At 60.4% G+C, this 11,043-nt stretch carries 16 protein-coding genes; 2 read left to right on the top strand and 14 right to left on the bottom strand.

Going from position 1 to position 11,043, the window contains the following annotated elements; all coding sequences use genetic code 11:
* Positions 1-17: 17 nt before the first annotated feature.
* The 8 genes from flgH to KDD17_RS15535 are packed head-to-tail and all read right to left on the bottom strand — an operon-like array spanning position 18 to position 4,096.
* Positions 18-755, bottom strand: a complete 738-nt coding sequence (flgH, locus tag KDD17_RS15570) for a flagellar basal body L-ring protein FlgH (protein WP_212704494.1) — start codon at positions 753-755, stop codon at positions 18-20.
* 2 nt (positions 756-757) lie between these two features.
* Positions 758-1,174: a flagellar basal body P-ring formation chaperone FlgA gene (gene flgA / locus KDD17_RS15565; RefSeq protein WP_212706270.1), complete on the bottom strand. Its 417-nt coding sequence runs from the start codon at positions 1,172-1,174 to the stop codon at positions 758-760.
* Positions 1,174-1,959 carry a flagellar basal-body rod protein FlgG gene (flgG, locus tag KDD17_RS15560; protein WP_212704493.1) on the bottom strand — a complete coding sequence of 262 codons (786 nt, stop codon included), beginning with the start codon at positions 1,957-1,959 and terminating at the stop codon, positions 1,174-1,176. Before flgG ends, flgA begins: the two co-directional genes overlap by 1 nt.
* Before the next feature lie 21 nt (positions 1,960-1,980).
* A complete protein-coding gene (locus KDD17_RS15555; RefSeq protein WP_212704492.1) occupies positions 1,981-2,700 on the bottom strand; it encodes a flagellar hook-basal body complex protein in 720 nt (239 codons plus the stop codon).
* A 2-nt stretch (positions 2,701-2,702) separates the two neighbouring features.
* Positions 2,703-2,972 carry a flagellar biosynthetic protein FliQ gene (locus KDD17_RS15550; RefSeq protein WP_212704491.1) on the bottom strand — a complete coding sequence of 90 codons (270 nt, stop codon included), beginning with the start codon at positions 2,970-2,972 and terminating at the stop codon, positions 2,703-2,705.
* Complete coding sequence (fliE, locus tag KDD17_RS15545; protein ID WP_212704490.1) at positions 2,972-3,262, bottom strand: flagellar hook-basal body complex protein FliE; 291 nt, start codon at positions 3,260-3,262, stop codon at positions 2,972-2,974. Before fliE ends, KDD17_RS15550 begins: the two co-directional genes overlap by 1 nt.
* 47 nt (positions 3,263-3,309) lie before the next feature.
* Entirely contained in the window at positions 3,310-3,702 is a 393-nt protein-coding gene (gene flgC, locus KDD17_RS15540; RefSeq protein WP_212704489.1) for a flagellar basal body rod protein FlgC, read from the bottom strand.
* Between the two features lie 10 nt (positions 3,703-3,712).
* Positions 3,713-4,096, bottom strand: a complete 384-nt coding sequence (locus KDD17_RS15535) for a FlgB family protein (protein WP_212704488.1) — start codon at positions 4,094-4,096, stop codon at positions 3,713-3,715.
* 80 nt (positions 4,097-4,176) lie between these two features.
* On the opposite strand from KDD17_RS15535, the gene KDD17_RS15530 reads away from it, so the two are divergent.
* The gene (locus KDD17_RS15530; RefSeq protein ID WP_212704487.1) at positions 4,177-5,511 is read left to right on the top strand and encodes a FliI/YscN family ATPase; all 1,335 of its coding nucleotides are present in this window, start codon (positions 4,177-4,179) and stop codon (positions 5,509-5,511) included.
* Here the strand turns inward: KDD17_RS15530 and KDD17_RS15525 are convergent.
* From KDD17_RS15525 to KDD17_RS18930, 6 genes are all read right to left on the bottom strand, one after another.
* On the bottom strand, positions 5,508-6,299 hold the full coding sequence (locus tag KDD17_RS15525) for a DUF1217 domain-containing protein (protein ID WP_212704486.1): 792 nt from the start codon (positions 6,297-6,299) through the stop codon (positions 5,508-5,510). The genes KDD17_RS15530 and KDD17_RS15525 overlap by 4 nt on opposite strands.
* Complete coding sequence (gene flbT / locus KDD17_RS15520; RefSeq protein ID WP_212704485.1) at positions 6,299-6,703, bottom strand: flagellar biosynthesis repressor FlbT; 405 nt, start codon at positions 6,701-6,703, stop codon at positions 6,299-6,301. Before flbT ends, KDD17_RS15525 begins: the two co-directional genes overlap by 1 nt.
* Positions 6,704-6,714: 11 nt before the next feature.
* A complete protein-coding gene (gene flaF / locus KDD17_RS15515) occupies positions 6,715-7,068 on the bottom strand; it encodes a flagellar biosynthesis regulator FlaF (protein ID WP_212704484.1) in 354 nt (117 codons plus the stop codon).
* Positions 7,069-7,141: 73 nt separating this feature from the next.
* Complete coding sequence (locus tag KDD17_RS15510; protein ID WP_212704483.1) at positions 7,142-7,984, bottom strand: flagellin N-terminal helical domain-containing protein; 843 nt, start codon at positions 7,982-7,984, stop codon at positions 7,142-7,144.
* 236 nt (positions 7,985-8,220) lie between these two features.
* Entirely contained in the window at positions 8,221-8,571 is a 351-nt protein-coding gene (locus KDD17_RS15505) for a flagellar biosynthesis protein FlgN (RefSeq protein WP_212704482.1), read from the bottom strand.
* Positions 8,564-8,839: a rod-binding protein gene (locus KDD17_RS18930; RefSeq protein ID WP_254796820.1), complete on the bottom strand. Its 276-nt coding sequence runs from the start codon at positions 8,837-8,839 to the stop codon at positions 8,564-8,566. The genes KDD17_RS15505 and KDD17_RS18930 overlap by 8 nt, the downstream gene beginning before the upstream one ends.
* A gap of 118 nt (positions 8,840-8,957) precedes the next feature.
* On the opposite strand from KDD17_RS18930, the gene KDD17_RS15495 reads away from it, so the two are divergent.
* On the top strand, positions 8,958-11,042 hold the full coding sequence (locus tag KDD17_RS15495) for a flagellar hook-length control protein FliK (RefSeq protein WP_212704481.1): 2,085 nt from the start codon (positions 8,958-8,960) through the stop codon (positions 11,040-11,042).
* Position 11,043 lies beyond the last annotated feature (1 nt).

Raw genomic sequence — 11,043 nt, 5'->3', positions numbered from 1 at the left:
TCGTTCCTTTCGTTTCCTCAGAATGGCAGAACCGCGTCCAGAACCTGTTGTCCGAGGCGTGGCTGCTGCACATCGGTGATCTGGCCACGCCCGCCATAGGACACCCGCGCCGAAGCGATCTTGTCGTAGGTGACTTCGTTCTGGCGGGAGATGTCAGCGGGGCGCACATAGCCGGTGACCAAGAGCTCGCGCAGCTCGAAATTCACGCGCAGTTCCTGACTGCCAGAGATTGAGAGCACCCCGTTCGGCAGGACATCCACAACCGTGGCCGCGATGCGCAGTTCAAGCTTTTCGTTGCGGGAGACCGAGCCATCGCCGCTTGACCGGCTTTGGCTGTCGATACTGACCAGATCCGCACTTGTTGCTCCCTCGGGTAGTGCCTCATCGAGACGCTGCGGGAGACCGACCAGACTGGGCAGGCCGAGAGATTCGGAGCCGGTCCGACTGCGATCGCTGGAGTTCGAGATTTCAGCGCTTTCGTCAATCTCGATCACCACCGTCAGAATATCGCCCCGCACCACCGCGCGCCGATCCCCCAACAGCGATGCCCTCGACGGTGACCAAAGCGAGGCCCCATCCGAGGGGCGTTGTTCGACGATGGCGACGGGCAGCCCGGGATCGATCATCGCCCGCGTTTCGGGCGCCTCAGCCACCGGAGTAAAGCTTGGCGCTTTGCCGATGTGATCGCCGCGCCCGTTGCAGGCAGCAAGCAGGGCGAGCGCCGCGAGGGCGGTCAGGCGGGGAAGTGCATTCATTCTCAATTCCTAACTTCGATGGTGCCATCGGCCTGCACCTGTCCAAACAAGACAGCGCGTGAGCCAAGGTTCATAATGCGGATCCGGTCCCCGATGCCGCCACGCTCCAACGCGCGCCCCTCGGTGCTGATCAAGATACCGTGCGCGCCGTAGCGCATCAGAACGATCTGGTTGCGGTCGACAATCGCAGGCGGCCCGATATCGCCTACAAGGATCGGCCGACCGGCATAGAGGGCGACGCGCGCTTCCTGCCCGATCACATCCGACAGACGCGAAAATGCATTCGGCCGGTCGATATTGGCGAATGTCACGTCCATTTCGGTGATGATATGCTGCGCTCGGATCGTGCGCGCCGATACAACGGTTTCGGCCCATGAGGGCAGCGCTGCCAGCGTCAAAAGAATGCAAAGCCACCGCATCATCGCACCTGCGTCGTGGCGCCCATCATCTGATCGACGGCACTGATGACTTTGGCATTCATTTCATAGCCGCGCTGCGCCTCGATCAGCTCGGTAATCTCGCGGACCGCATCGACCGAGCTGTCCTCAAGATAGCCTTGCCGCAGGGTGCCCAACCCGTCCAAACCCGGGCTGGAAACCTGCGCCGGGCCAGAGGCCTCGGTCTCGACGAACAAGTTACTGCCAATCGCCTCAAGTCCCTTGGAATTAGTGAACCCCGTCAGCGTGAATTGCCCCAGCAACTGCCCGCCGGCCGCATCCTCGAAATAGGCAAAGACTTCGCCATCGGGATTGATCGAAATGCTGCGCGCGTCCGATGGGATCGTAATTTCGGGCGCGACGGCAAAACCATCGGAGGTGACGATCAGCCCCTCACCGGTACGCTTGAGCCCGCCATCGCGGGTATAGGCGGTCTGCCCGCTGGGCAGCGTGACCTCAAGATAGCCAAGCCCGTCAATCGCCACGTCCAGATCGCCCTGCGTGGCCGACAGCGACCCTTGTTGCAGATGCAGGCTGACCGCTGCGGGCCGGACGCCAAGGCCCAGCTGCACGCCGGTAGGCAGCACCGTACCATCTGCGGCACTGACCGTGCCCGCGCGCGACAGCTGCTGATAGTGAAGATCGGCAAATTCTGCACGGCGGGCGTTGTACCCCGTCGTGCTCATATTCGCGAGGTTGTTCGAGATTGTTTCGACCCGCATTTGCTGGGCACTCATCCCGGTGGCGGCGATTTTCAGGGCGCGCATGGGCGGCCTCCTTTGGTGGGGTTACTGGGATTGGGTGAGGGTCTTGACGGCAGAGCGGATGCGCTCATCCTCGGTCTTGAGAAAGCTTTGTCCCATCTCATAGGCGCGCTGCACATCGATCATGCGCGCCAGCTCATTGAGCGAATTGACATTCGAGCCTTCCAGGAAACCCTGCATCACGCGCGCGTTTTCGGCCGGCGCATCGCCTTCCTCGGCGATGAACATCACGCCATCCTCGCGGATCAGGTTGAGCGGCGCCAACGGAGCGACGATGGCCATCTGCCCCACAGGCGCACCATCAACGCTCAGCGTGCCATCCGACGATACCGCAAGCTCCCCCGCCCCAGTCGGCACGAACAAGGGCGCACGACCCGCATCCAACACCGGATAACCGTCGTAGGTGACCAGCTGGCCGGTCGCGTCGGGCGAAAACGCGCCCGCACGGGTCAGCCGCTCCCCCCTCGGGGTCTGCACGAGGAAATAGCCGTCCCCTTCGATCGCAAAATCAAATGTCCCGGCGGTCTGCCGCATTCCGCCCTGCTCGAACGAAGTGCGTCCGACATTGCCCTGACCCATCGACAGGGACGGGCCGCCGGTCACCGGCTTGACGTATTCGGAAAAAATCATGCCCTCGGCGCGAAAGCCGGTGGTCGCAGCATTGGCGATGTTGTTTGCCAGCACTTGCATTTCGCGTTGCAACCCACGTTGGCGGGTGATCGTGATGTATCCGGTGCTTTCCATGGCTATCCTCCGATAACGAGCGGGATGATGCGGGATTGGAAGAACGAGGTTAGCGTCGCGGTCATGAATCCCATCGACATCCAGAACACGACCGCGATGGCCCCAAGCTTGGGCACAAAGGTCAGCGTCATTTCCTGGATCGAGGTCAACGCCTGCACGAGGCCGATGGCAACACCCGTCACCAGCGCCGCCACAAGGATCGGCAACGCGATGATGAACGCCACCCAAAGCCCCTGTCGCATGGTGTCGTAAAACATCACCTCATCCAGCATCAGACGGGCATCCGCAGAATTTCCTGATAGGCCTCCACGACCCGGTTGCGCACGGTTACGGCGGTCTCCACCGCCAGCTCGGTTTGTGCGAGCGCCTGAACCAACGCATGCGGATCCGCATCGCCCATCATCGTCGCCTGCGAAACCTGTTCGGAATGCGCCAGCGTCTGGGCAAAATCCATTGCGGCACCACGCAGCATTGCACCCGCACCCTCTGCCCCTTCGACCGGGGTCGTGACGGGTTTAGCGGAGGTATAGCTTTGGATGGCGGAGAGAGCTTTCATTTCCATGTCATATTTCCTTTCTGGAAAAGCGCGCGAAACGCGCGGGGTAGAGATTAGCGGCGCAACAGCTGCATCAGGCTCGATGACATCTTGCGCGCCTGATCGAACATCTTGAGGTTGGCCTCATAGCTGCGCTGCGCCTCACGGGCGTCCGACAGTTCGATCAGCATGTCGACGTTCGATCCATCGTGATGGCCGGTCTCGTCGGACAGTGGGTTGGTGGGGTCAAATATCCGCTCAAGCTCGGATTGATCGAGGCGCACGCGCCCTACCTGCACCGGTGAGACGGCATCGGTCTGGCGCATTGCCGCCTCGAATGACACCAGCTTGCGCCGGTAGCCGGGCGTATCCGCGTTCGAGATGTTCTCGGACAAATGCCGCAAGCGCTGCGCCTGCGCGGCCATCCCACTGGCCGAGATTGAACGGGCGGAGGAAAAATCACTCATCTCTCAGCCCTCACTTGCGCATCGTGGCGCGCAACGTGTCCAGCCCGCTTTTGTAGATGGCCAGGGCGCGGTCATGGTGGCTTTTTGCCTGCGCGGCCTCCAGCAATTCAGTCTCGAGCGAGATCGTATTGCCGTTTGGCGAATTGCTGGCACGCATCTCAACGGCGGCAAGCGAAAGATCCCCTTGATTGCCGTGCAGATGCCGGGCACGCGTGGCACGCTGGGCGCCTGCACTGTCGTCACCTGTATACAACGACGCAAAATCGGGCAGGCGCGAACCGCGATACCCCGGCGTGTCGGCATGCGCCACGTTTTGCGATATCAGCGCCTGCTGCTGGCCAGCGTGCTGCGCCATGGACGACGCCATGCGAAATACGTTCAGATTGTCGAACATCGGGATTCTCCCTCGTTGATTTCAAGGAAGGCTTAAGGGTGATTCCTTTAGAAACGGTGAGCAGTCGAGGAAGGAATCCCATGACCCAAAGCGTTCTCATCGACGGGCTTACCGCCCACATCGCGCGCCAGACCCCCGTTCACACGGTGGGGCGCGTGACCCGGATCGCGGGCGGCGTGCTGTATCTGAAAGGCCTTGCCGATCTGGCCGCGATTGGGGATGCGATCACGGTTCGCCGCCAACGCGGCGCGCCTCTTGAAGGAGAGGTCGTTCAGATTTCGGGCGATACAACCGTGATGCTGGCCCAGGAGGACGCCATCGGCGTCGGGCTGGATGATCCGGCAACACTATCGCCAGCGCAGGATATTGCCCCCGGCGATCATTGGCTGGGGCGCATTGTAGACAGCTTGGGCGCGCCGCTCGACGGCAAACCCCTGCTGCGCGGCAGCTTTGCGCGCAAATTGCATAGCGCCCCACCGCCGCCCTCTAGACGGCGCGCGTTCGGGAAACGGCTGGGAACGGGGCTGGCCGTCACGAATACGATGCTGCCGCTCGTCAGCGGCCAGCGCATGGGGCTCTTTGCCGGCTCTGGCGTGGGAAAATCCACGATGCTGGGTCAACTGGCGCGGCATTTGACCGCCGACGTGGTGGTCATCGCCTTAATCGGCGAACGGGGCCGCGAATTGCGCCATTTCGTCGAAGAAGTCCTGGGCGCCGAAGGCATGGCGCGCAGCGTCGTGGTCGCCGCAACCTCGGATCAATCGCCGCTGCTGCGCCGTCGCTGCGCCTGGACGGCGATGTCCGTGGCCGAGCATTTTCGCGATGTCGGCAAATCCGTTCTATTTCTCGCCGATAGCATCACCCGCTTTGCCGAAGCGCATCGCGAGGTCGCCATCGCCGCGGGCGAGGCGCCAGTGCTGCGCGGCTTTCCCCCATCGACCCCACACCATATCACGTCCCTGTGCGAACGTGCCGGGCCGGGTGCGGGCTCTCAGGGGGATATCACGGCAATTTTCAGCGTGCTTGTCGCCGGATCTGATATGGACGAGCCTATTGCGGACATACTGCGCGGCGTGCTCGATGGGCATGTGGTGATGGACCGCAAGATTGCGGAGCGCGGACGCTTTCCCGCGATTGACGTTCTACGATCCGTCTCTCGCAGCCTTCCCGACGCTGCAAATGCACGCGAAAACACGCTTATTGCGCAGGCCCGCAGGATGCTCAGCCTATACGACAGCAATGCAACGATGATTGGTGCCGGGCTCTATGCGCACGGCAGCAATCCCGATATCGACAAGGCGATCCAGATCCAACCCGACCTTGAGGAGTTCCTGAGCCTGATCGAGCCGGATGATCCACAGCGCAGCTTCAGCCAGCTCGAGCTGATCCTGCGTCGCGCAGGAATAACGCCCTAGAATCCCCGCAAGAGTGTCAGCGCAATGGATTGCGCGGAGACGGAGCTGTTGAACTGCTGAATCTGATCGCGCACCACAAATTTGTCGATCAATTCCTGCACCAGCTCAGGGTCGGAAAACTGTCCGATGTCCGAGCTGCCGAATTCACGCTCAGCACGTTCCTTGAAGACAACAAGCTGCTGATCGAGGTCGATCTGCCCAAATGATGCAGGCAGGTTCAGGGCACTCTCGAAAATCTTGCGCAAGGGTGGTTCGCCCATGATGGTGAACCATTTGGCATCGTTGGACATCTGATCATTTGCCAGTGGTCCCATCTCGCGCTGTGCATAAAGCGCAAAACGCATGGACTCATTGGCGTTCCCGGCCGCAATTTCAAACGAGGCCGCCTCGAATCGGTCGACGATCGCCTCGGCGAAGAGATCCACACCGGTTTTCAGAAACTCACCCGGGCCAAACCCAAAGGCCTGCGACAATTCCGCGTAGCGGGTGTCGGCGAACCGATTGGCGAGCGCGTCGTCGTTCGTGGTACCTTCCGAAAGGATCTTCTGGATGAAGAACCTATTGTCGATATCCCCTTCAAGCCCGAAAGCACCAAGTGCTACGGTCAACAGACGCCGATCTTTCACAAGATCCTCCGCGGTGGTCACGTTCGCGATGTTCTCGCGAAAATAGTCACTGTCGCGCTGGATCTGCGCGCTTTGCGTGAACGCCGCAAATTGATTGTCATAGGTCTGCTGCAGGAACCGCCAGCCACCCAGCCCGGCGATCGGGATAACCGGTTGGAACATTAGCTTGGCCTTACCGACAAAAGCCGGTCCTCGCGCGGGAGCAGGCAGCGCAACGCCTTGAGGACGCGGTAGTGTTGCAACGAAACAAGCGCGGCGCTCGCCTCGGCAAGAATTTGGCGGCTGTCACTGTCGGTAAAGACCTGGCTCAGCTCTTCCATCTGGCGCAGCAAAGACGTCTGCGCCGCCTGTGGTTCCTTGTCGCCCGACAGAACCAGTTGCACCGAAAACAGCAAGCGCCGTACGGGGGTTGTCGCCTCTTCGGGATGGATTGCATCGCGCAGGCGCAGGATCTTGGCATCGGGTGTCACGATGGACAGACGACTACGCCGATCTCCATTTTCGATCACCGCACCGTTTATCAATACCCGTTCCTTCGGGCCCAACTTCAAAACAAGTCCACTCATTGCATGGCTTTCTATTTCAGACCGCGCAAAATGGCGGTGTTCACTTCGATCAGGGCAAGCGCCGTCGCTTCGCGCCGCAAAACCTTGCGGGTGTGGTGATCCGTGAAATCGGCAAGATAAATCAGCCGTGCCCGCAGATCGTCGGGCAGCAGATTGCCGGGATCCGCGACATCCAGACCAAGCTTGCGCCAGAGCGTTCGATTCTCGTGAAGCGCGTTGACAAGCTTTGCAAAATCGCCTGAGTCGACGGCGCTTTTCAGGCGGGCGGTGATGCGGCCGATAACGGCGTATTCGACCTTGCGGTCAGAACGGAGTGGCGCCGCGGTCGGTGCATAGGCCTGCTGGGCAAGTGCGGTTGAATTCACGGTATATCCCTAGCGTTATGTTGGACCAGGGGCGCGAAAAGTCGCGCCCCTGAAGCTTTGGAAATGCCGCGCCTTAGCGGAAGAGGGACAGCAGTGTCTGCGGCGCCTGGTTGGCAATCGACAGGGCCTGAACACCCAGCTGCTGCTGCGTCTGCAGTGCCTGAAGCTTCGCGGAGGCCGCTTCCATGTCCGCGTCGACCAGTGAGCCGATACCGGATTTCACAGCATCGTTGAGTTTGCTGATATAGCCTTGCTGGTTTTCAATCCGGGCAGCTTCGGCACCCAACGACGCGGCGCCGTTGATCGCTACTGTCAGGAAGGCCTCAATCTCACCAAAAGCCGTCGCCGCATCGGTAGAATCGGTGATGGCCGTGATCGACGTCTCATCGAGGTTGCTGGTGAAATCCACAGTATTCACATCAATGGATGCAACCGTCGGCGCCGCGTTGCCGACGCGGTTCAATGACGAAATCACCGTCAACGATGTCGCGCCGTCCCCATCGATATCGTCAATCAGCAGGTTCACACCGTTGAACTGGGTCCCGGCCTTCACCGCCGTGATTTCACCGATCTTTTCCTGCAGGTCTGCATTGATCTTGGCGAAATCCGCAGTTTCCGACTGACCGGCAATCGCCAGCGCCTTCATTTCCTTGAGCGTCTCGACGATGCGTTCCGCACCGGCCGACGCGACCGCAACAGTGGACTGACCGATGGCCAGCGAGTCTTGCACGGATTCGAAACCGACGACGTCGGATTCCATGACTTTGGAAATCGCCCAGATGGCCGAATTATCCTTGGCGGAGTTGATATCCTTGCCGGTGCTGATCGCATTTTGCGTCTCGGCAAGATCCATATTGATGGATTTCAAAGTCTGCAATGCAACCATTGCGCTGTTGTTTGTAAGAATGCTCGACATGAAGCACGTTCCTTTTGCTGCGACGCTTTGCGCCGGATGAGGTCACCGCGGATTGCGGTCATGATCGTCGTTCTGACCCTTGCCTGTTGCGGGAAGCCACGTTGCCGCGACCCTCCTCAAAAGGCGCCATCCATGTCTGGGATGCGTCGCCAAGATGCGCGTCAGAGCCTTAACAGGGCCTTAAACGCGTCAGCTTCTGTGCAGCCCATTTGTCTCAACTTTATCCCGGATCAGCATCAAGCCCGCCGTTCGATGCGGGCGAAAGGTTGCGGTGCGGCCCCTGCCTTGCGCCCGTGAGCGTCATACGTGCCGAGTGTCGCGCGGACCTCCTGCAAGGCGGCCAGCCGGGCAGAGACGGCATTAATCCCCTCCATCGCACTTTTCAGCAGCAATTGGTTGCGGTGCATTTTATCCCGCAGAAGGCCTGGCAATTCCGGCCCATTGGAACCCTGCAGAACATCCGCGATAAGCAATTCCTTTTCGGAAAGCAGCGCCCCAAGCGTGTCCAGATCGCCAGTCAGGAGCGACGCACGTTCACGCTCGATCAGCATCTCAAGCCGCTCGTATAGCATCGACAAATCATCCATCCTGCTGGTCCTTGAGCGCATCGAAAAGAGATTCCGCCAGGCCGATGCCCCCGGCGTCCACCATGGCGCGCGCCTGTTCGGTCACCAGAAACGAGCCGAATTGATCCTCGCCCACCCCGCCGCCGAATTCACTGCTGGTCTTGCCAAGCCCAGCGGCCTTGAGCATCTCGGCAAGGAATTGCGTCTCAAGCGCGCGCGCGGCCTCAAGCAGTGGTTTGTCTGTCTGATGGGGTGGGCGGGGTGGCGGCAGATCCAGGGGCGGTATCACGGGGCGATCTCCTCAAATTCGATGAACTTTTTGATCATGAGGGTAAATCCGTAAAGAACCCGTAAGGATAGTTGCGCCATATCTGACGCCACCTGCCGCGGGTCCAGAAAGGCACCTCATGACACAAGTTTCCCAGTTTCCAGTAATGTCGGGCCAATTCGATCCAGTCGATTCCGGCAGGTTGCCGACGTCAGCATCAGGTTTTTCCGATGCGAAGGGCCCAAAAGCCAATTTCGCCGCCGTGCTTTCAGATCTGCAAAAACCACTCCCCGGCCCTTCCGGGGTAGGGGCAGAGGACGCCTTGGCGAGACCTCCCAGCGATCCGCCTGAAACGGAGGCTGCTCCAAAGGCAGATACCAATGATCCTGAGGCTACAGCGGATGCAAAGACGCTCCATTCAGCCTCGGAAAGTGAGTTGCCAACGCGTTTGGCTCCGCATGCACAGACTCCAGCACATTCAGCTGCACCACCGCAAACTTCGCGGCGAGCAGCGGAACAGCTGCCTGACACCGCACAACCAAGTTCAAAGGCGTCAGAATCGCTGATCCTCCGCCAGGCAACCACCCCGGACACAGGTGTCATGACAACACCGGCGAAAGCATCCACGCCAAATCCTGCTCTCTTCGACGCAGCATCTCCGCCTTCGCATCCTGGCACCGAGGTTCGCGTTGCAAAGCATGGCTCAGACACGGCACGGAATGACAAAGACCGGGAAACAAAGGCGTCTATTCATGGCACCGTGGACAACGCTGATGCCCAAGATGCCACAGCCGCAATGAGGGAAACGCCCACGCCGATAGCGATCGCCGACAAACGGATAACCGCCACGGCCTCCGCGCAAATCCCGGTGAACCAACCGACTGCAACAGAGCAGACCGTTTTGATGCAGCAAGCTGAACCGGCTGGGCATCCCACCCCCGAAGAATCGCAGTTGGTACAGAAACTGCATTCCGCTGCCGATGCGAAACCCACGAATGGATCCAAATCCCACCCCGAGAATGCGGGACCACCTTCGGCTGCGCAACGGGCTGCACAGATGGCTCTCCCGAAGCAGGACCGGACGGGAAATGCGGGCGGATTCTCCGCTGATCCAACCCAGCCCGTAAAATCCGATCTCGCTGCCACCCCGCACCACTCGAACCCGGTGCCCCATGTGTCGTACGGGTCCCCTGATCTGGCGCGTCACGCCACTGGATTTTCACATGAGCCGGATGGCTCCATGGTCAAAGCAACCTCACTGGCAGGGTCAAATACATTGCCGTCAGGACCGATCGGCATTGCGGCAGGGATGGCGGGCAATGGAAAGACTCTTGCAACTCAGCAGCGCGATCTTCGACACGTCTCCGGGACGAGCACGCAAACAACGCCAGCCATATCTCGAGAGGGTGCGGGCGCGCCCGTGAAGGATCCTTTATCTGTACCGCCCCCGTCCGCAACCGGCGCACCGGCAACCCCGAAGATGGATGCGATGACGCATCCGGCAACAGCCGCAGTTTCCCTGACGTCGGCCGCCAGGATCCCGGTACAAGCGTTTCCGCAGGCACGAAGCACCAGTGACACGACCAGACCGATGCAAATGGAAGCTCCCCCACGCCAATGGGGTGGGTCCCAGGGGCTGCGACAGCCCTATTCCTTTTCCCCTGCATCCGGACAAACCTTGCCAAATACTATCTCGGGCGCACCCGGACTGGCTATCCAATCAGACCCGATACTGACCCCTGTGGCGGATACCCAGATTGATCTGGCATGGGACGCGCCGCGCGCTTTGCAAAACCAGGCGCCAGCGCAATCAGTGCCCGCGCGCACTGACCTGCCACAGCACACACTGCGCCAAATTGCCGAAGCAGCGCCGCAGGCTTCACATCGACCGGTCGAGATCGCGCTTGCGCCAGAAGAGCTTGGCCGCCTGCGCATGTCGGTCGCAACCGACGAGCGCGGGATCGTCGTACACATCCTTGCGGAGCGGCCCGAAACCCTGGATCTGATGCGCCGCCACATCGACCAGCTTGGGCAGAACTTCCGCCAGATAGGTTACGATACAATCAGCTTCAGTTTTGGGCAGGGCAGCACCACAGACCGTGGGGAGTCCTCCGCACGCGAGCGTGGGCCTTCCGGCGGAGAACCGACTGAGGCGATAGAGCAGCCCACGCCCCAAATCTCATTGATCGCCGATGACTCCGGCGGCGTTGATATCAGATTGTAAG

This window comes from Sulfitobacter albidus, assembly GCF_018200035.1.
GTDB lineage: Bacteria > Pseudomonadota > Alphaproteobacteria > Rhodobacterales > Rhodobacteraceae > Sulfitobacter > Sulfitobacter albidus.
The sequence above is the reverse complement of the archived record's forward strand: the minus strand, read 5'-3'. Positions and strand labels throughout refer to the sequence as shown.

What these genes read in the sequence shown, in the direction of transcription:
- fliE (WP_212704490.1), bottom strand. Translation starts at nt 3,262, where the DNA reads ATGGAAATGAAAGCTCTCTCCGCCATCCAAAGCTATACCTCCGCTAAA.
- KDD17_RS15550 (WP_212704491.1), bottom strand. Translation starts at nt 2,972, where the DNA reads ATGCTGGATGAGGTGATGTTTTACGACACCATGCGACAGGGGCTTTGG.
- KDD17_RS15495 (WP_212704481.1), top strand. Translation starts at nt 8,958, where the DNA reads ATGACACAAGTTTCCCAGTTTCCAGTAATGTCGGGCCAATTCGATCCA.
- KDD17_RS15530 (WP_212704487.1), top strand. Translation starts at nt 4,177, where the DNA reads ATGACCCAAAGCGTTCTCATCGACGGGCTTACCGCCCACATCGCGCGC.
- flgG (WP_212704493.1), bottom strand. Translation starts at nt 1,959, where the DNA reads ATGCGCGCCCTGAAAATCGCCGCCACCGGGATGAGTGCCCAGCAAATG.
- flbT (WP_212704485.1), bottom strand. Translation starts at nt 6,703, where the DNA reads ATGAGTGGACTTGTTTTGAAGTTGGGCCCGAAGGAACGGGTATTGATA.
- flgC (WP_212704489.1), bottom strand. Translation starts at nt 3,702, where the DNA reads ATGAGTGATTTTTCCTCCGCCCGTTCAATCTCGGCCAGTGGGATGGCC.
- KDD17_RS15525 (WP_212704486.1), bottom strand. Translation starts at nt 6,299, where the DNA reads ATGTTCCAACCGGTTATCCCGATCGCCGGGCTGGGTGGCTGGCGGTTC.
- KDD17_RS15535 (WP_212704488.1), bottom strand. Translation starts at nt 4,096, where the DNA reads ATGTTCGACAATCTGAACGTATTTCGCATGGCGTCGTCCATGGCGCAG.
- flgA (WP_212706270.1), bottom strand. Translation starts at nt 1,174, where the DNA reads ATGCGGTGGCTTTGCATTCTTTTGACGCTGGCAGCGCTGCCCTCATGG.
- KDD17_RS15505 (WP_212704482.1), bottom strand. Translation starts at nt 8,571, where the DNA reads ATGGATGATTTGTCGATGCTATACGAGCGGCTTGAGATGCTGATCGAG.
- flgH (WP_212704494.1), bottom strand. Translation starts at nt 755, where the DNA reads ATGAATGCACTTCCCCGCCTGACCGCCCTCGCGGCGCTCGCCCTGCTT.
- KDD17_RS15510 (WP_212704483.1), bottom strand. Translation starts at nt 7,984, where the DNA reads ATGTCGAGCATTCTTACAAACAACAGCGCAATGGTTGCATTGCAGACT.
- KDD17_RS15555 (WP_212704492.1), bottom strand. Translation starts at nt 2,700, where the DNA reads ATGGAAAGCACCGGATACATCACGATCACCCGCCAACGTGGGTTGCAA.